Consider the following 18,882-nt stretch of genomic DNA (forward strand, 5'->3'; position numbering starts at 1 on the left):
AGACCGTGCTGGTAGGCAATCGGCGCCTGATGGACGAGGAGGGTATCGACGTCGGCACCCTGACGGCGGAGGCCGAGCGCCTGAAGGGCGAGGGCCGCACGGTTGTGCATGTGGCGCAGGGCGGACGGATGCTGGGCCTGATCGCCATCGCTGATGCGCCGCGTCCAAGTGCGATGGCCGCGGTGGCTAAGCTGCGCGAACGCGGCGTCGAGGTGGCGATGCTGACCGGCGACAACGAAGGCACGGCGCGCCGCATCGCGGGCGAGCTGGGCATCGACATGGTGCTGGCCGACGTGCTGCCGGGCCAGAAGGCCGAGAAGGTGAAAGAGCTTCAGGCGCAGGGCAAGAAGGTCGGCATGGTCGGCGACGGCGTCAACGACGCACCCGCGCTGACCCAGGCCGATGTCGGATTTGCCATCGGTGCGGGTACGGATGTAGCGATGGAAAGCGCCGATGTCGTGCTGATGAAAAGCGATCCCTACGATGTCGTGGGGGCCATCGAGCTGTCGCGCGCCACCTTGCGCAAGATGCACCAGAACCTGTTCTGGGCCGTGGCCTACAACGTGGTCGCCTTTCCGATGGCGGCAGGGGTGTTTTATCCGTTGATCATCAGCCCCGCCGTGGCAGCACTTGCCATGTCGGGCAGCTCCGCGCTGGTGGCGGTCAACGCGCTGCTGCTGAAACGAACGCGGCTGGAAGGTATTGGTGCGGGCAATAGTGGGTCCGCCAGCGGCGGCGGTCAGGGCGATGCGCAGGCAGGCCAGGTGCCGCTTCACGCCGGACACTCGCAGAAATCACATTGAAGGGGGGGACTTGAGATGTCTGACACATCATCGACCAAGACACCGGACGGGAAGGGCATGGCGGCACGGTTTCCCACCGCCTATTCCATCCTGTTCGGGCTTATCATTGTTGTCGCGGCGCTGACCTGGATTATCCCTGCGGGCCAATATGACCGCGCCATGAACGAAGAGGTCGGCCGCGAGATCGCGGTGCCGGGTACGTATCAAACGGTCGAGCCCAATCCACAGGGCTTTGTCGATGTGATGCTGGCGCCCGTCGCCGGGTTCTACGATCCCGACAGCTATGCCGCCAATGCGATCGACGTTGCTTTGTTCGTCCTGCTGCTAGGCGGCTTTCTGGGCGTGGTGAATGCCACGAATGCCATCGACACCGGCATCCAGACGGCGATGGTGCGGCTGAAGGGGCGCGAGATCTGGATGATCCCAATCCTGATGTCGCTCTTTGCCCTGGGCGGTACGACCTATGGCATGGCCGAGGAAACGCTGGCCTTTTACGCGCTTCTGATCCCGGTGGTGATCGCAGCGGGGTACGATTCCGTGACCGGCGTGGCGATCATCCTGATCGGTGCCGGGATCGGCACGCTGGGATCGACGATCAACCCCTTCGCCACGGTGATCGCGTCTAACGCGGCAGGCATCCCGTTCACGGATGGTATCGCGCTGCGGCTGGTCCTTCTGCTGGGCGGCCTCGCGATCTGCGTGGCCTACGTCATGCGCTATGCCTCGAAGGTCAAGGCCGACCCGGCCCGGTCCGTCGTCGCCGCGCAACGCGACAGCGACCGGCAGTTTTTTCTGAACGAGACGGATGCAACGTTCGAGGAGCCGAAGCTGAGCGGAACTCAGAAGCTGGTCCTGATCCTGTTTTTTGCGACCTTTGCGGTGATGATTTGGGGTGTCTCCAGCCAGGGATGGTGGATGGCTCGGATGGGCGCGCTCTTCTTCGGCATGGCCATCGTCGTCGGGCTGGTCGCCCGCATGGGGGAGAAGAAGCTGACGTCGTCCTTTGTCGACGGAGCGAAGGATCTTCTGGGAGTTGCGCTGGTGATCGGTCTGGCGCGCGGCATCGTGGTGATCATGGAGCAGGGCCTGATTGCCGACACGATCCTGAATAGTGCCGCCGATACCCTCGGCGGCCTGCCGGAAGTCGCGTTCATCAACCTGATGCTCTGGATCGAGATCGGGATGAGCTTTCTCGTGCCGTCGTCGTCCGGCCTGGCCGTCCTGTCGATGCCGATCCTTGCCCCGTTGGGGGATTTCGCGGGGGTCGGCCGTGATCTCGTGGTGACGGCCTATCAATCGGCGAGCGGACTCGTGAATCTGATCACGCCCACCTCTGCGGTTGTGATCGGCGGTCTGGCCATCGGGCGCGTGTCGTTCGACCGCTGGGTCGTCTTCGTCTGGCCCCTGCTGCTGATCCTCGTCGTCTTCATCTCGGCCGGGATCAGTCTGGCCGCCATTCTCTGATTAGAAAGAAGGAGGCATTCCAGATGTCTGAACCGAAATTGGGCGTTCATTCCGAAGCCGGCACATTGCGGCAGGTGATCGTGTCGCCACCCGGCCTGGCGCATCGCCGTCTGACGCCGGACAACCGTGAAGACCTGCTGTTCGACGATGTGTTCTGGGTCAAACAGGCGATCAAGGATCACGCCGTCTTTGCCGATATCATGCGCGGCGAAGGGGTCGAGGTGTTGGATGCGATGGTGCTGCTGGGCGAGACGCTGGACATTTCCGAGGCGCGCAAATGGGTGCTTGATCACCGTATCACCCGCAATGACGTGGGCGTCGGGATGCGGGGCGATCTGCGTGCCTGGATGGAAGCCCTGCCCGGAACCGATCTTGCGCGGTTTCTGGTCGGCGGCATCACGGTGGACAATCTGCCGTTCACGCCCTCCGGCATGTTCGGCAGTTATCTCGGCCCGCACGGTTTCGTGCTGCCGCCGCTACCGAATTTCATCTTTACACGCGACAATTCGGCCTGGGTCTATGGCGGCGTCAGCCTGAACCCGATGCATTTCGCGGCGCGGCGACCCGAAACGCTGCTGATAGCAGCAGTCTACCGGTTCCATCCGACATTCGCGGGTCGGGTAAGGGTCCTGTTCGGCGATCCGACGCGCGAGTTCGGCACCGCCACGCTGGAAGGCGGTGACATGATGCCCATCGGCCACGGTGTCGTCATGGTCGGCATGGGCGAACGATCGACGCCACAGGCGGTGGGCCAACTGGCCGAGGCGTTGTTCGAGGGTGGCGACGTGACGCGCGTCATCGCCTGCCAGATGCCCAGTTCGCGCGCGGCGATGCATCTGGACACCGTTTTCACCCATTGCGGGGGCGATGTGGTGACCACTTTCAAGGAGGTGGCGGATGCGATCACCTGCTATGACCTGCGCCCGGGTGCCGGCAAGGCTGCGCTCGATATCCGCCGGGATGCGCGCCACATATTCGAGATCACCGCTGAAATTCTGGGCCACAAGAAACTGCATCTGGTGCCCACCGGCGGTTCTGATGCGGCCGAGCAATCACGCGAACAGTGGAATGACGGCAACAACGTGCTGGCGCTGCGCCCCGGCGTCGTCATCGGCTATGACCGCAACGACGATACCAACGCCGCACTGAAGGAGGCCGGGATCGAGGTGCTGGCCATCCCCGGTGCCGAACTCGGCCGGGGCAGGGGCGGCAGCCACTGCATGAGTTGCCCGACGATCCGCGACGCAATCTGAACCACCGACGATAAGGAAATCCCATGTCCTACAATCTGAGAAACCGCCATTTCCTGGCCCTGCGCGACTTCGCGCCGCAGGAAATCAGCTTCTTGCTGAAACTCTCCGCCGACCTGAAGGCGGCCAAATATGCGGGCACCGAAGTCCCGCGTCTGACCGGCAAGGAGATCGCCCTGATCTTCGAAAAGGACAGCACCCGCACCCGCGTGGGGTTCGAGGTCGCGGCCCACGATCAGGGCGCGCATGTCACTTACCTCGGCCCCTCCGGTTCGCATCTGGGCAAGAAGGAAACGGTCAAGGATACCGCCCGCGTGCTGGGCCGGGTCTATGACGCGATCGAATATCGTGGATTTGGTCACCCAATCGTCGAAACGCTGGCGCAATACGCCGGGGTGCCGGTCTACAACGGGTTGACAGACGAGTTTCACCCGACCCAGATCCTCGCCGATTTTCTGACCATGCAGGAACATTCCGACAAGCCGCTGCGCGAGATCGCCTATTGCTTCCTAGGCGACGCGGGCAACAACATGGGTGACAGCCTGCTGATCGGCGGGGCCAAAATGGGTATGGATGTGCGGCTCAGCGCGCCCGAGAGCCTGTGGCCGGGCCAGGCGATCCGCGACGAGGCAGATGCCATCGCCGCGCAGACCGGCGCACGGATCACGCTGACCGATGATATGGAAGCCGCGGTGAAAGACGTCGATTTCGTCTATACCGATGTCTGGGTGTCGATGGGCGAGCCGAAAGAAAAATGGGCGGAACGGATTGAGCTGCTGACGCCCTATCAGGTGAATGCCGACGTGATGGCCAAGACCGGCAATCCGCGCACCAGGTTCATGCATTGCCTGCCCGCCTTCCACAATGCCGAGACCGAAACCGGCGCCGAGATCGCCGAGCTTTTCGGCATCTCCGCGATGGAGGTGACGGAAGAGGTGTTCGAAAGCCCGGCCTCAATCGTATTCGATCAGGCCGAGAACCGGCTGCACACCATCAAGGCTGTGCTCGTCGCCACGCTGGGGTCTTAGCGCCATGCTGGTTGTCGCAGCCCTGGGGGGCAATGCCCTGTTGCGCCGGGGCGAGCCGCTCACCGCCGAGGCGCAGCGGACCAACGTCGCCGGTGCGGCAGCTGCGCTGGCGCAGATCATCCGCGCCGGACACAGGCTGGTCATCACCCACGGCAACGGCCCGCAGATCGGCCTGCTTGCGCTGCAGGGCGCGGCCTACAAGCCTGACGAGGCGTTTCCCCTCGACGTGCTTGGTGCCGAGACCGATGGAATGATCGGCTACATGATCGAACAGGCGCTCGAAAACGCACTCGGTCACGACCGCGCGGTGGCCACGCTGCTGACCCAGATCGAGGTCGACCCCAAGGATCCGGCATTCGACAGGCCAACCAAGTTCATCGGCCCGGTTTATGACAAGGCCGAAGCTGAGCGGCTGGCCGAAGCGCGCGGCTGGAGCATTGCGGCCGACGGTGCGCATTGGCGGCGTGTTGTGCCCTCGCCGATGCCGATGGACATTCCGGACTTGCGGGTGCTTCAGCTCCTGCTCGCGCAGGACGTGACGCTGATCTGTGCGGGTGGTGGCGGCATTCCGGTCGTCCGGCGTGCCGACGGTTCGCTGATCGGGGTCGAGGCGGTGATCGACAAGGATCACGCGACGGCGCTTCTGGCACACAAGCTGAACGCCGACGCGCTGTTGCTGCTGACTGACGTTGAGGCCGTGTTCCGCGATTTCGGCACCGACGCGCAATCGGCTATAAGGCATTTGTCACCGGAGGACGCGGTCCGCCTGGACTTGCCCGACGGCTCGATGGCGCCGAAGGTGGCCGCTGCCGCGACTTTCGTATCCGATCGGGACCGTTTCGCCTGCGTGGGTCGGCTGGAAGATGCGCTGGCCATGCTGGAAGGCCGCGCAGGAACAATGATCGCAAACACCTGAAACAAAGGAGGACATTCATGAAACGTCTGAAAGATAAAGTCGCCCTGATCACCGGGGGCGCGGCGGGTATCGGGCTGGAAACCGCGCGGCTCTTCCTGAGCGAAGGGGCCAGGGTCGCGCTTGTGGACCTCGACGAAGACGACCTGTCGGATGCTGCGCGGGATCTGGGTAATCCGGACGACCTGCTGACCATCGCAGCCGACGTCTCCTCGGTCGAGGATTCCAATAGATACGTCGCGCAGACTGTCGAGACGTTCGGGCGCATCGACGTGTTCTTCAACAATGCCGGCATCGAAGGCAAGGTCGCGCCGCTGGTCGATCAGAAGATCCAGGATTTCGACCGCGTGATGGCGGTCAATGTGCGCGGCGCGTTCCTTGGGTTGCAGCATGTCTTGCCCGTGATGACTGCACAGCAATCGGGTAGCGTGATCAACATGTCGTCGATCGCAGGCCTCAAGGGCAGCCCGAACGTCGCGCCCTATATCACGTCGAAGCATGCCGTTGTCGGTTTGACGCGCGCCGCCGCAATAGAGGCCGCAGGCCACAACGTGCGTGTCAACTCGGTGCATCCCTCGCCGGTCAACACGCGGATGATGCGGTCGCTGGAGGAAGGGTTCAATCCCGGCCACGGCGACGAAGTGCAGCAACAGCTTGCCGGCACGATTCCGCTGGGTCGTTATGGTGAAAGCTACGATATCGCCAATCTGGTCCTGTTCCTCGCCTCCGACGAGTCCGCCTTCATCACTGGGGCGCAGTATCCCGTCGACGGGGGCATGGCGGCAGGCTGATCGGTTCTCTGCCCGCATGGGTTTGGAACCTGTTGCTAGGGGGCTGTCAGGTCGCCGCAAATGTCCCGACCCCAAGCGCCGCGTTCGTACGCGCAATCGACGCCGATCCGTCGCGCTCGGCTTCCGTCAGGGCGCGGATCGCGTCGATGGTTTCGGGGATCACGATGGCCTGGTTGTCGACCATGTAGGCATAGAACAATTCGTCGCCCTCGACCTTGAGCATGTCCTCCCACAGAGCCACCTCGTAGAGGCTGTCGTTGGGGCGTCCGAGATCGGCCATCATCTCCTTGACCGCGTTAGGTGCGCCCAGCCCGTCCGCCATCCGGATCAACGCGATGCGCGACGAGGCTCGGAACGCTTCCAGTACCTCGTCCTTGGACGCCTTGCGCGGCATCCTGACCGACCAATAGTGCAGATGGGCAAGGGTCTGCGGCACCTTGACCGCCATCGTGATCACGTCGAGATCGGGATCGACGCTTTGTGCATCCGGGCCCTGATGGCTGGGAATCTCGGGTTCGGGGACAAGCGTGTTCATGATACCGCCCAGATGGCTTTCCCAGGGGTCGGTGGCGCGCCGCAGGAGCGTTCCGCGCGCTGAGCCAAGGAGCCCTGCAACCTTCAGCGCTGTGAGGGTGCGGACGATCGACGTCGTGTTGCAGGACACCACGCGGGTGCTGTCGCGGCCAAGCGCGCTTGCATAGTTCGCTTCGGCAACAAAGGAATGGCCGGTCACCTCGTGTTTTTCGCCACCATGAACGATGAACCGGATGCCTCTTTCGCGGTAGGTTTCCACATTGCGCGCGGCTATTTTTTTTGGCGTGCAGTCCACCACGATGTCGGCTGTAGCAAGCAGGTCGTCGAGCCCTCCGGCCACGTCAAGGTCGGCCTCTCGCATGGCCAGGGCGCGATCCGGGTCGGCGGCATAAAGCGCGAAACCCTTCGCGCGCGCCATGCGGGCGCGCCAGTCGGCGGTGACATCCGCCACGCCAACGAGGTCCATGTCCTCTTGTGCGACCACTGCGTCTGCCACACGTTTGCCGATCACGCCGTATCCGTTTACGGCAACTCTGATAGGTTTCATGTCAGTCATCTCGCTCTGTTGAATCCTGTGCCGGTCGAAATATCCTAGGCGGATTCGCCTGCCTCGACCTTGGCGATATAGTCGCGGGTCAGCGGAACCGCATCACGGCGCTTGGCAAGCTGGATCTGGAAGACCATCAACCTCCCGTTCCGGAACGCCATTTCGCAGACAGTCAGATAGAATTCCCACATACGGCAGAACCGCTCGTCGTAAAGCATGCGCGCAGTCTCGCGCTCGGCGGCGAACCGTTCGGACCATTGTCGCAGGGTCTCGGCGTAATGCAACCGCAGGACCTCGACATCCGTGACCCACATCCCCGACCGCTCTGCTGCCGCGATGGTTTCGGACAGCGTGGGCAGATAGCCGCCGGGGAAGATGTATTTCCGGATCCACGGATCGCTGCCGCCTTTGGGCGCCATCGTGCCGATCGCATGAACAAGAGCGACCCCATCGGGCTTCAGCACCCGCTGCAGGGTGGTGAAAAACGCATCGAATCCGCTGCGGCCCACGTGTTCGAACATGCCAACTGACACAACCCGGTCGTACTGGCCCAACTCTTCGCGGTAGTCACGTTTTTCGAAAGCGACCTGACCAGACAAACCTGATTGCGCTGCGCTGTCGCGGGCGGCGGCGATCTGTTCGGTCGACAGGCTGAGGCCGGTGACGCGGGCGCCGTGTTGCTGTGCAAATTCCATCGCCAGTCCTCCCCAACCCGAGCCGATATCGAGAACCTCCATCCCTGGCCGTAACAGCAGCTTTGCCGCGATGTGCTTTTTCTTGAGCGCTTGGGCCTCGTCCAGTGTTTCGTTGCCAGTCGGGAAGTAGGCGCAAGAGTATTGCCGGTTCGCATCGAGAAAAAGATCGTAGAGCTCGGTCGAGATGTCATAGTGATGTGCAACGTTCGCATGGGATCGGCTGATCGGATTGTGATGTAGCTTGCGTGCCATGAACGCGTCCAACCAGCGGACCAACCGCACGCCGGGCGATGCGTCGATGGCATCCATGTCCGACGTGCAAACCGAGAGCAGATCGCGCAGGCTCCCCGCCTCGATGCGCAGCGTCCCGTCCATATAGGCCTCGCCAAGCGCGAGGCTGGGGTTCGCAAGCAGTTGTGCTGGTAGCCCTCTGTCGGTCAAACGGACAGAAACGGCGGGTTCGCCGCCGGGGCCGAAATGCCATGTCTCGCCAAAGGGATCGCAAATGGTGAGGCGTCCGTTCTGAACGAGCCGGCGCAGCAATTTAGCGAGCAGCCACATGGTCGCCCACCCCGGCGCGAAACGTCCGGTTTCAATTTGTCCGGCTTCTCGTTCGAAGCCTTCGTCGGGAGAGGTTTCGCTATTGGACATGCTCGCTTGCTCCGTCTTGTTTTTCGTCGTCAGGCGGCGTCAACCGCCGCTTTCTGATAAAACAGACGAAAGACGACTAGGTTCATTACAGCGCAGCGGCCTGCCGACACGGTGCCCGCAGTGCACACGCGTACGTAGGCGGAACCCTTGAAAAACGGATCGGCGTGTCCTCGCTTGCGGACCATAGAACGCGATCCGTGAATTGCAGACACGCCGGTGAGAGAGGGTCAGCGCATCGGGGCTCAGTCCGTTGTTTTCGCTCCGGCGTCGTCCTTCATCGCTTGAAAACGCGCGCGGGCCTTTTCTGCTGCGTCGCAATCGCAATCAAGAAAGCCATGAACCGGGCAGGTCAGGCACATCTGTTCCAACCTTGTCTTCAACGCCTGCCGACCCCGGTGAAGACGGACCGTAAGGTTGTTCAAGGTGATGCCGAGGTCCTTGGCGACAGCCTCGCGAGGCTGCTCCTGAAGATCGACGCGCCAGATGACTTCGGCATAGTCCGGTCTGAGCGTCGGCAATAGCTTGTATAGACAATTACAAATCGCCTCATCGAGTTCATCGTCGAACCCGTCTTGGAAACTGTCCAGATCGGTCGGGGCCATCACCATTTCCCTCTGACGCTGCCGCGCAACCTTGCGACCGTAGTCCGCGATTGACGACGCCAGGATTTGACTGAGCCAGCCGCGAACGGCGCGTACATCGCGTAGTTGCTCGGAGCGGTCTATGGCCCGCAGCATGAACGTTTGCAGGACATCCTCAGCGGCTTCTGCATCACCCAGGCGCCGACGCAGGAAATTCAGGATATGTTGACGACCTTCCACCAGCGCGCGACGGACAGCGATGTCCGCATCTTTGGCGGCTGTGTCGGGCTGATCTGCCGTGGACAACCGATCATTCGGGTCGTGATTCATGATACACCTCTGAAGAGTAAGACGCCGAAGCATCGAGAACGTTACACTTTTTCGGGTGCTTCGGGTGACCTGATTGTTGGTGGTTTTGCTGTTGGGTATGCACAGGCGCGGTCTTTTGGAACCCGGGCCAACGGGCGTATGCCCAGGAATGCGTAAGGTTTCGGCTGCCGCAGCGTCTTCTTACTTCGCCCCTGAGTTGGCACATCGGAAAATTTCTGTAATTCCTGCCACTTCTGACTTGGAAAGGAAATCTCGATGTCGCCGACTGTCATAACCAAAATCGTTTTGGCCATGTTCCTGTGGGCCGCGTGCTTTCCGCTGATCACGGCCGGGCTGCAATACGCGCCGCATCTGACCTTTGCGACACTGCGCGCAGTTCTGGCCGGAGCAGCTTTGGTGGGTTTGGCCATGATTTTGCGCAGACCATTTCCGCGCGGCTCGCGGACTTGGTTGACCTTGGGGATCGTCGGGATTGGTGCGACATTTTTGGGATTTCTGGGCATGTTTCATGCAGCGGAATTCGTGTCACCGGGATTAGCTACCGTCATCGCAAACGCGCAGCCGCTGCTGGCCGCGATACTGGGTGTTTCATGGCTTGGCGAAAGACTGCCGAAGGTCGGTTGGGTCGGCCTTTCGATCGGATTCATGGGAATTCTCGTGATTGCCCTGCCGCAATTGCTTGATGGAGGGCAAGAGGGGTCGGCCATCGGCTTTGCCTATATCGTTTTGGCCGCGGTTGGGGTGACCATCAGCAACGTGGCGATCAAGTCCATCGCAGGCAAGGTCGACGGGCTATTCGCAATGGGTTTGCAGTTGCTCATCGGCAGTGTGCCGCTCGCCATCGCGGCCTTTGCGATGGAGGATCAAAGCGCCGTTCAGTGGAATGCGGTTTTCACCGCGTCGCTGGTGGGGCTGGCGCTGTTCGGCTCAGCGCTGGTGTATTGGCTCTGGTTTTCCGTGCTTGAGGCAGTTGAGCTGAACCGGGCAATTGTGTTCAGCTTCCTCGTTCCGATTTTCGGCCTGACAATTGGTGCGATGTTCTTTGGGGAACGGCTGTCAGGAATGCAGCTTTCCGGCATCGCACTGGTGATCCTGGGCATACTGTTCGTCAACCTGAAGGACACGCCGCAGGACCCATGACCCCGGGGTCGGACCGTTTTCGCATGAGCGGAGGCGCGTTGGCCACTGGAGCTGTCCGAATGCCGCAGGACCCGGATTACGAGGGTGCCGCCATTAGTCGGCTTGGCATTGCAGGCGATGGCACGGTTGATCTGGATCAACGCAGGCGGGGGCTGGATGTGCGAAATCACCTACCAGAAAAGCTGCGGCATGGATCTTGCCGTCAATAGAAAGGCAAGGGAAATGAATGCGTTGACGGACATGCCAAGAGCGGAAACACCAAATGCAAGCATGGAGCGCGCCCTTCTTGACGGACGCGGAGCGTTCATGGGTTTTTTGGTCAAACGGCTTGGCAACCGCGCGGATGCAGAGGATGTCTTGCAAGAGTTCTGCATCCGGGTGCTGACGCGCAAGGATCAGCTCCGCGACGCGGAACGTATGGATGCGTGGCTCTACACAATCCTGCGGTCCACTTTGAACGATCACTACCGCAAAGGGACCCGGCGTAGCCGGCTGGCGGCGGCGGCGGCGCGCGAACCAGAGGAATGGATTGCCGATGCGCCCTCACAGATGGCGCGGCTGTGCACCTGCCATGGCGGGTTGATTTCCGAACTGTGCCCGGCGGATGCCGAACTGATCCGGCGCATCGATTTCGGCGAAGAAGATCGCGAAAGCGTGGCAGCCGATCTGCGGCTTAACCGCAACGCACTTGGTGTCCGGCTACACCGGGCACGCACTGCTTTGCGCGAGGCGCTTACAACGCATTGCGGCAAGTGCTGCCAAGAGGACCGGGACGATTGTTACTGTCCGCCCGAGGGCTGCGAGAACGACAAACACGAGACTGATTGCGAAGAAGAGGGACAACTATCCTGATCGCAGCGAAGTCGGGTCTGTAACGATTTCCATGATCCAGCGTCTTCTTCTGTGAGTGTGCCCGAAGGCACAACCGCAGGAGAAATTGAACATGCCACGTATCACGTCGGATTGGAACTCGGGAGTACCCCGTCAACCATCATCCGATGACGATCTTCGCGTCTTTTTATCCCGGATGACCTGCGCATGTGCCGAGACTTCCGCGTACGCAGATGCCCCGATGGCACGCGCGTTGTTCAACCGTGTGGAAGTGATGAAACAACCCCCGACGCTTGCGGCACGCGCGCTGGGTATTGCGTCTCGCGATGCGACCTATCTCCTTTCCGGTCTGCGCGAGGATGTGGCGAAGGATTTCGTGCGTGTGATGCTCGCTGGACGACCCTCCATAGACACTACCAATCAAGAGGAAGCTGATGATGAATAAGAGCCTGCGCCTTGCGACAGTGACCCCGGAACGGTTTCTTGCACCCGTTTCCGGTAACGCAACGACCGCTAGTAACGTGCCTTACGTCCAAGACGCCTTTGAACGCTGGGTGCTGCTTCTCGACACGCTGCGTGAACGCGCCGACAATATGATCGCGCATGAGCGGCAGGGCATGCCGCCGCTTCTGGATTTCGATTACGAACTGCTGCTGGACGCACGCACCTTTGAGCGGTCGGCCAACTACGCGCTGCTCAGGATCACGCGGGTCGGCGACGATTGCTGGGACGATTGCGTGGACGAGGCCAAGCCGCCCGTGATCGTCATTGATCCGCGCGCCGGGCACGGGCCCGGTATCGGCGGCTTCAAGCGCGACAGCGAGGTCGGCATGGCGATGCACGAGGGCCATCCGGTCTATTTCGTGATCTTCTACCCCGAGCCCATGCCAGGTCAGACGCTGTCGGATGTGCATTATGCCTTGCGCGACTTCGTCTCCGAGGTCGCTCGCCGTCACCCGGACACAGGCCCCGTGCTCTACGGCAATTGCCAGGCCGGTTGGGCGGCCACGCTGCTGGCGGCGGATTGCGACGGTCTGACCGGTCCGATTGTACTGAACGGCTCGCCGCTCAGCTACTGGTCGGGCGAGGCGGCAAGCAGCCCGATGCGGATGATGGGCGCACTGTCGGGCGGGGCATGGGCCGCCCATATGATCTCCGATCTGGGGGACGGGCGGTTCGACGGTGCCTGGCTGGCACAGAATTTTGAGACCTTGCAACCCGAAAAGGCGATCTGGGACAAATACGCGAACCTCTTTGCCCATGCCGACACCGAACGCGAGCGGTTCCTTGAGTTCGAACGCTGGTGGAATGGCTACTACACGCTCAGCCGCGAGGAAATCCTCGGCATCACGCAGAACCTGTTCATCGGCAACCGGCTGGAACAGGGCGAGATGCAGCTGGATGCGCATTGCACCGTCGATCTTAAGCGCATCAGCAATCCGCTGATCATCTTCGCCTCGGACGGTGACAACATCACGCCGCCCGAACAGGCAATGGGGTGGATTGGCAAGCTTTATCCCGATACCGATGCGCTCAAGGCAGCCGGGCAGCGCATCGTCTATATGACGCATCCGCGTGTCGGGCATCTGGGCATCTTCGTCTCCGGCTCCGTCGCGCGGCTCCAGCATCGTGCGATTCTGGAAAGCCTGGACGATGTCGAGGCCCTTTCCCCGGGTCTCTACGAGATGGTGATCGACAACCCGTCGGGTGACCCGGACTGCGAGACCGGCGATTTTGAGGTGCGATTCGAACCGCGCGAGGTCGATGATCTGGGCATTGCATCGGACGATGCGGCCTTGAAACAAGTGGCGCAGATATCGCGGATCAACGAGGCGGTCTATTCGACTTTCGTCAGTCCTTGGATCCGCGCCGCGACGACCCCGGCCAGCGCTGAGGCGCTCCGTGCGCTGCACCCTATGCGCTGGACCAGAACGATGTTCTCCGAACAGGTGAACCCGTGGATGGCCCTGATCAAGTCCACCGCCGAAACGCTGCGCGAGACGCGTTCACCATTGCCGGACGACCACCCCGCGATCGTGGCCGAGCGTGCGCTGTCGGCGCGCACCGGCGAGGTTCTGGGCGCATGGCGCAAGGGACGCGATGCCTGGATCACCCATGTCTTTGGCGCGATGTTCGGCAATTTCCCGTTCGCCGCAGCAACCACACAGGCGGAAAAACCGTCGGCCTCATCAAAAAAAGGAATGAACAATTATGGAATGGCTTTTTGAAAACTGGGTTTTGGTTCTCGTCTTCGGCGGAATGGCCGCAATGCACCTTTTCGGGCACGGACATGGCGGACACAAACATGGCAAGTCGGCCAAGCGTCATGGTGCGCACGACAAGAAGTCCGAAGCTTCCGCCGATACCGAGGCAGTGTCGGAGGATGCCTGAATTCGACGCATGCTGCGATCCTGCGGAACTGCTTGATCTGTCCGGCCGGAAGGGTCTGGTTGTCGGCATCGCCAATGATCGCAGTCTGGCGTGGCCTGCTGCCCTGCATTTCCGTCAAGCGGGTGCCGAGCTCGCCATCACCTATGTCGATGAGCGCACCAAACCTCATGTGGTGCCATTAGCTGCACGTCTCGAAGCGCCGATCCTGCTGCCCTGTGACGTGAATGCGCCGCACGAACTCGACGCTGTCTTCGACGCCATCACGGACCGCTGGGGAAAATTGGATTTCATCCTTCATGCCGTGGGCAGCGTGCCGCCCGGCGACCTTCATGGCCGCCTGACTGACTGTTCGGCTGCAGGGTTTTCCCAAGCGATGCATGTGTCCGTCCATTCGCTGATCCGCATGGCGCATCTTGCCGAGCCCCTGATGAAAAGCGGCGGCAGCCTGATCACTCTGAGCTATCTGGGTGGCGAACGTGTGGTGGAGAATTACAACGTGATGGGGCCGGTCAAGGCGGCGCTTGAGGCCACCGTGCGCTATCTGGCTCACGAACTCGGGCCGTCGAACATCCGCGTCAACGCCATTTCGGCGGGACCCGTGATGACCCGCGCGGCGTCCGGGTTGACCGGCTTTGCGGGTCTTCTGGACGCGACCGCGCGAGTTGCCCCATTGCGGCGCAACGTCACGGCCGACGAGGTGGGCCGCGCCGCCCTGCTGTTCGCCAGCGACTATCCCGGCGGCATCACGGGCGAGGTGCTGCATGTCGATGCGGGTGTTCACGTCGAAAGCCCTGTCGCCGCAGCCAAAATGAACGTCAAATCGGAGAATTCACGATGATCAAAACCAGTGACAACCCCGGACAATCGCCCGCAACTGAGCGGCGCGATTTCCTGTATTATGCAACGGCCTCAACCGGCGCGGTTGCCGCAGGCGCGGCGGTCTGGCCTTTGATCAATTCGATGAACCCCTCGGCCGACGTGACCGCGTCCGGCACGGTCAGGGTCGATCTTTCCGGCGTCGAACCGGGCCAACGTATTACTGTGAAGTGGCAGGGGCGCCCGGTCTTCGTCTGGCGCAGGTCACCAGCCGCAATCGAGGCTGCACGGGCCGTCGATCTTAACCAGCTTCCCGATCCTGTTGACGAAGCGGGCGAGAATCCGAACGCAAGTGGCGAAGAGCAAGCACTGGATGAAAACCGCGCGGCGGGCGAGGATGGCGAGTGGCTGGTCGTTATCGGTGTCTGCACCCATCTCGGGTGCATTCCACTAGGGCAGGATGGGTCGGCGGTGGGCGAGTTCGGCGGTTGGTTCTGCCCGTGCCACGGATCGCATTACGATACCTCGGGCCGGATCCGGAAAGGGCCGGCACCACGCAACCTTGACATCCCGCCCTATAATCTGGGCGACGACCTGCAACTCGTTATCGGCACCTGAAGTGCTGAACCAGCCAAAACTCAAGAAGGAGACTATGACATGCAAGCCAGGGATATTATGACGATATCGGTGATCTCGGTCCCGCTAGAGGGACAAATCGAGGACGCGGTACGCTTGATGCTCGACCACAATATCAGCGCGCTGCCCGTCGTTGACGCAGAGGGCGATCTGAAGGGTCTTGTCAGCGAAGGCGACCTCATGCGGCGCGTCCGCGAAACAGACGGACCACGCCGGTCATGGTGGCTCGAGGTGTTGGGCGGATCGGGCGATGCTGCCAGGGATTTCGTGAAGCTCAAAAGCCACCGGGTCGAAGACGTGATGACAAGGGATGTGGTTTCGGTAGAAGAAGACACCAATGTCGCAGAGATCGCGCGTCTTCTGGAAAAGCACCGGATCAAGCGCGTGCCGGTGGTGAGTTCCGACAAAGTAGTCGGCATCGTAAGCCGGGCGAACCTGCTCCACGCCTTGTCGGCGCTTCAGGATGGGGCGCTGCCGGAGCCGTTGGAGGACGACCGCGTGCTGCGTGCAAAGATTGAAGAGGCTCTGAAAGAAGTGCCTGGTGCAGCGGTCAACCTCATCAACTACACCGTGCACAAGGGGAATGTCGCCGTCTGGGGTGTCGCCGACAGCGATTTCGAGGAGAATGCGATCCGGGTTGCCGTCGAAAACGTGCCCGGTGTCAGGACGGTTGAGGTCCATATGGGCCGCCTGCCGGCCTGGGCTTACGGGATCTGACTCACGTTGCGGAGATAAACCCGGCCTGTCAGGACGTCGATCGTATCGAGGAGGGTTCGTATGATGGCGCTAACGCCAGGTTCCGCCGACCCTGAAGACAATACGATTGAAATCGTCGGGGCTGGTCCCGCAGGTCTGGTCTGTGCAATCGTTTTAGCCAAGGCCAATCGCCGGGTCGTGGTGCGAGAGTGGCACGAAGATGTCGGCCATCGGTTCCACGACGACTTTCAAGGCCTTGAAAACTGGAGCGACGCACAGAACGTTCTGGACGAACTGGCTGATGCCGGTGTTGTCGCCGATTTCGATCATCGCGGTGCAACCGAAGGCTTCGTCTTCGACAGCCATGCAAAGGCCCACAGAGTGCATGGATCGAAGCCCCTGTACTATCTTTTGCGCCGGGGCAACGCACCGGGAACGCTTTACCGGGTCTTGCTGGATCAGGCCCGCGCGGCCGGGGCCGAGGTGCGATTCAACGATCGCGTGAAAAAGACCACGACCAACATGGTCCTGGCAGGCGGACCACGGCGGGCCGATATCATCGCCGTGGGCTACGTCCTTGACACCTCTATGGCCGATGGTGCGTGGCTGGCCTTCGGGACCGAGCTTGCCCCGAAGGGCTACGCCTATCTGCTCGTGCACCGGGGGCGCGGCACGGTGGCCAGCTGCATGTTTTCAGGTTTTCGCGATCAAGCGAAATATCTCGCGGCAACCGTGGAATACTTCAAGCGTCACGCGGGCCTGGAGATGAAAACGCCGCGAGGCTTCGGCGGTTTCGGGAAAGTCCGATTGCCGCGCACGCGATGCAGGATGGAAACCCGGTGATCGGCGAACACGCGGGTTTCCAGGACGCGCTGGCGGGATTCGGGCTACGCTATGCGATGCGATCCGAGCCCCTGGCGGCCCAAAGCCTGATCAGCGGCGTCGACTACAGGAAAGCCTGGCGTGAGGCGCTGCAACCCGGCCTGCGCGGTGGTGTCGTCAATCGGTACCTGTTCAACCGGACGGGCGCCCGCGGGATCGACTACCTGATCGGAAAGCTGGGATCGACCGACACTGGCATTGCCTTGGGCGAGGCATATCGGCTTTCATTGCCCAAGCGACTGCTGCTGCCGCTCGCCCGTTTTCACTACCGCAACCCTTTGGAGGACCGCAGTTGCAGCCATGAGAACTGCGATTGTGTCGGGTGCCAGCACGGCGCCCATGAAACAGCGAACACCTGACGGATGTGCAGTCTTGCCTTTTCGCGCTGCAAGCATGGCTCCGACATCGTGACGTCGATGTTGCGACCGAACCAGTGGGGCGGTAGGCCGCGATCATGAGCACCCCGCGCGCACCTCGCGAAAACTCCCTGACGATGCCACAGGCGCGGGCAGCGATGTGTGTGCCAAATCTGGGCGAAGGGTCGGGCGCTTTCCAGCTCTTTGTCGAGGGGGATGCCCTGTTCGATGCGATGATCACGGAGATCGAGGGCGCGACCGAAGCAATCTGGATGGAATCCTACATCTTTGCCACCGACGAAGTCGGCGCGCGTTTTGTCTCCGCCCTTGCAGCCAAGGCGCGAAGCGGGGTTGACGTTCGGTTGCATCTCGACGCTTTCGGTGCTGGCCAGCGGGATTTCGACAAGTTTCGGCGGGAATTGGAACGAAGCGGTGTGCGGTTTCGCTGGTTCCGCCCCTTCGATCTCCGACACCCGCTGCGATATTTCCAACGCAATCACCGCAAGCTTCTCGTCGTGGATGGCCGGGATGCCTTCCTGGGCGGTTTCAACATTCGCCGGTTAAACTCGCGTCGGCTTCATGGTGCAAGCCGCCAGCGCGATACCCATGTGCGTGTCCAGGGGCCGTTGGCGACGCTTGCCGCAAGTCATTTCATTCGACTCTGGCGGGAGGCCCGCCCGCTTCCGGCAAACGCAATTCCCGAAGAGGCCGACGGCATCGAAGGACTGCTGGTGCCTAGCTATTCGCGCAAGTGCCAGAAAAGGCTCGCCTGTCTGCATGCGGGACTGATCGGGATGGCACAATCCTGTGTCTATTTGACGTCGCCCTATTTCAGCCCGGGCACCGTGGTCGACCGGGCGCTTCAGGATGTCGCGCGTCGCGGCGTGGACGTCCGTCTGCTGGTGCCACGCAGAAGCGATCCCCTGGTCGCCGGCTGGGCGACGCGGGCGGCATATGCGCAGCTTCTCTCGGCGGGCGTGAGGGTCTACGAGTACTTGCCACGTCAACTGCATGCCAAGACTTCCGTCGTCGATAATGGCTGGTCGATCGTCGGATCGGCAAACCTCGATTACCGAAGCCTGTTCATCAATCAGGAGCTGGTCCTCTTTGCGCATGACCGCGTTTTGGCCGGGCAGTTGCAGGCGCAGTATCTGCGAGATATTTCAGATGCCCGTGAAATCACGCTTCGGACCTGGCGTTCGCGCGGCTGGCGCGCGCGTGGTTTCGAGGTGATCGGATGGGCCGCGCGGCGGCTGCTTTGACCGATAGCACCGGTCAGCCAACAGCCTGCCTGGATGCAGCAACTCTGTCTGCAATATCGACGCCTTCCTATGGCAGAGCGATACACTTGCTCCTGTACTAACGAAGACCGACAGGTTGCCAATCCCTGTAATGCTTCCGGTCGGGGCGCGTCTATAGAACGAAGCCAAACAAAAGGAGGTCCAGATGGACGACCGATCAACTTCTCAGACGCAAGACACAGCACAGCAAAAACAGGGCGGATGTTGCGGTGGCAAGACCGATGCGCAGCCGAAGGCAAATGTCGA

The 18,882-nt window shown here is 61.6% G+C and carries 20 protein-coding genes; 17 read left to right on the forward strand and 3 right to left on the reverse strand.

What is annotated here, in order from left to right; all coding sequences use genetic code 11:
* The 6 genes from SM763_RS22540 to SM763_RS22565 form a co-directional block, all read left to right on the forward strand.
* Positions 1-803 (forward strand): HAD-IC family P-type ATPase (locus SM763_RS22540; RefSeq protein WP_368999819.1); only part of this gene is annotated, 803 nt, incomplete at its 5' end.
* Between the two features lie 15 nt (positions 804-818).
* The gene (locus SM763_RS22545) at positions 819-2,267 is read left to right on the forward strand and encodes a YfcC family protein (protein WP_368999820.1); all 1,449 of its coding nucleotides are present in this window, start codon (positions 819-821) and stop codon (positions 2,265-2,267) included.
* Between the two features lie 23 nt (positions 2,268-2,290).
* Positions 2,291-3,520, forward strand: a complete 1,230-nt coding sequence (locus SM763_RS22550; protein WP_368999821.1) for an arginine deiminase — start codon at positions 2,291-2,293, stop codon at positions 3,518-3,520.
* Between the two features lie 23 nt (positions 3,521-3,543).
* Complete coding sequence (gene argF, locus SM763_RS22555; RefSeq protein WP_368999822.1) at positions 3,544-4,545, forward strand: ornithine carbamoyltransferase; 1,002 nt, start codon at positions 3,544-3,546, stop codon at positions 4,543-4,545.
* 4 nt (positions 4,546-4,549) lie between these two features.
* Positions 4,550-5,461: a carbamate kinase gene (gene arcC, locus SM763_RS22560; RefSeq protein WP_368999823.1), complete on the forward strand. Its 912-nt coding sequence runs from the start codon at positions 4,550-4,552 to the stop codon at positions 5,459-5,461.
* A 17-nt stretch (positions 5,462-5,478) separates the two neighbouring features.
* Positions 5,479-6,249 carry an SDR family NAD(P)-dependent oxidoreductase gene (locus tag SM763_RS22565; RefSeq protein ID WP_368999824.1) on the forward strand — a complete coding sequence of 257 codons (771 nt, stop codon included), beginning with the start codon at positions 5,479-5,481 and terminating at the stop codon, positions 6,247-6,249.
* Positions 6,250-6,295: 46 nt separating this feature from the next.
* Here the strand turns inward: SM763_RS22565 and SM763_RS22570 are convergent, their stop codons facing one another.
* From SM763_RS22570 to SM763_RS22580, 3 genes are all read right to left on the reverse strand, one after another.
* Positions 6,296-7,330, reverse strand: coding sequence for a type II glyceraldehyde-3-phosphate dehydrogenase (locus tag SM763_RS22570; protein WP_368999825.1), 1,035 nt, complete (start codon positions 7,328-7,330; stop codon positions 6,296-6,298).
* 44 nt (positions 7,331-7,374) lie between these two features.
* Positions 7,375-8,676 (reverse strand): class I SAM-dependent methyltransferase, encoded by a 1,302-nt coding sequence (locus tag SM763_RS22575; protein ID WP_368999826.1) that lies wholly within the window; start codon positions 8,674-8,676, stop codon positions 7,375-7,377.
* A gap of 242 nt (positions 8,677-8,918) precedes the next feature.
* Positions 8,919-9,620 carry an RNA polymerase sigma factor gene (locus tag SM763_RS22580; protein WP_368999827.1) on the reverse strand — a complete coding sequence of 234 codons (702 nt, stop codon included), beginning with the start codon at positions 9,618-9,620 and terminating at the stop codon, positions 8,919-8,921.
* Between the two features lie 222 nt (positions 9,621-9,842).
* Here SM763_RS22580 and SM763_RS22585 point away from each other — a divergent pair, with 222 nt between their 5' ends.
* The 11 genes from SM763_RS22585 (at position 9,843) to SM763_RS22635 (ending at position 18,597) form a co-directional block, all read left to right on the forward strand.
* On the forward strand, positions 9,843-10,727 hold the full coding sequence (locus SM763_RS22585; protein ID WP_368999828.1) for a DMT family transporter: 885 nt from the start codon (positions 9,843-9,845) through the stop codon (positions 10,725-10,727).
* A 306-nt stretch (positions 10,728-11,033) separates the two neighbouring features.
* A complete protein-coding gene (locus SM763_RS22590; protein WP_368999829.1) occupies positions 11,034-11,579 on the forward strand; it encodes an RNA polymerase sigma factor in 546 nt (181 codons plus the stop codon).
* A gap of 91 nt (positions 11,580-11,670) precedes the next feature.
* Complete coding sequence (locus tag SM763_RS22595) at positions 11,671-12,003, forward strand: hypothetical protein (RefSeq protein WP_180287451.1); 333 nt, start codon at positions 11,671-11,673, stop codon at positions 12,001-12,003.
* Positions 11,993-13,786 carry a DUF3141 domain-containing protein gene (locus SM763_RS22600; protein ID WP_368999830.1) on the forward strand — a complete coding sequence of 598 codons (1,794 nt, stop codon included), beginning with the start codon at positions 11,993-11,995 and terminating at the stop codon, positions 13,784-13,786. Before SM763_RS22595 ends, SM763_RS22600 begins: the two co-directional genes overlap by 11 nt.
* A complete protein-coding gene (locus SM763_RS22605; protein WP_008282892.1) occupies positions 13,770-13,949 on the forward strand; it encodes a hypothetical protein in 180 nt (59 codons plus the stop codon). Before SM763_RS22600 ends, SM763_RS22605 begins: the two co-directional genes overlap by 17 nt.
* Entirely contained in the window at positions 13,942-14,787 is an 846-nt protein-coding gene (gene fabI / locus SM763_RS22610; RefSeq protein WP_368999831.1) for an enoyl-ACP reductase FabI, read from the forward strand. The genes SM763_RS22605 and fabI overlap by 8 nt, the downstream gene beginning before the upstream one ends.
* A complete protein-coding gene (petA, locus tag SM763_RS22615) occupies positions 14,784-15,383 on the forward strand; it encodes a ubiquinol-cytochrome c reductase iron-sulfur subunit (RefSeq protein ID WP_368999832.1) in 600 nt (199 codons plus the stop codon). Before fabI ends, petA begins: the two co-directional genes overlap by 4 nt.
* A gap of 39 nt (positions 15,384-15,422) precedes the next feature.
* Complete coding sequence (locus SM763_RS22620) at positions 15,423-16,118, forward strand: CBS domain-containing protein (protein ID WP_368999833.1); 696 nt, start codon at positions 15,423-15,425, stop codon at positions 16,116-16,118.
* 60 nt (positions 16,119-16,178) lie between these two features.
* Entirely contained in the window at positions 16,179-16,940 is a 762-nt protein-coding gene (locus tag SM763_RS22625) for an NAD(P)/FAD-dependent oxidoreductase (protein ID WP_185926681.1), read from the forward strand.
* Entirely contained in the window at positions 16,937-17,338 is a 402-nt protein-coding gene (locus SM763_RS22630; RefSeq protein WP_151976469.1) for a hypothetical protein, read from the forward strand. The genes SM763_RS22625 and SM763_RS22630 overlap by 4 nt, the downstream gene beginning before the upstream one ends.
* Positions 17,339-17,433: 95 nt before the next feature.
* Positions 17,434-18,597 carry a phospholipase D-like domain-containing protein gene (locus SM763_RS22635; protein ID WP_300535852.1) on the forward strand — a complete coding sequence of 388 codons (1,164 nt, stop codon included), beginning with the start codon at positions 17,434-17,436 and terminating at the stop codon, positions 18,595-18,597.
* Positions 18,598-18,882: the final 285 nt, after the last annotated feature.

It is taken from the genome of Pseudophaeobacter sp. C1-32P7, assembly GCF_041008775.1.
In the GTDB taxonomy this organism is placed as follows: domain Bacteria; phylum Pseudomonadota; class Alphaproteobacteria; order Rhodobacterales; family Rhodobacteraceae; genus Phycobacter; species Phycobacter gallaeciensis_A.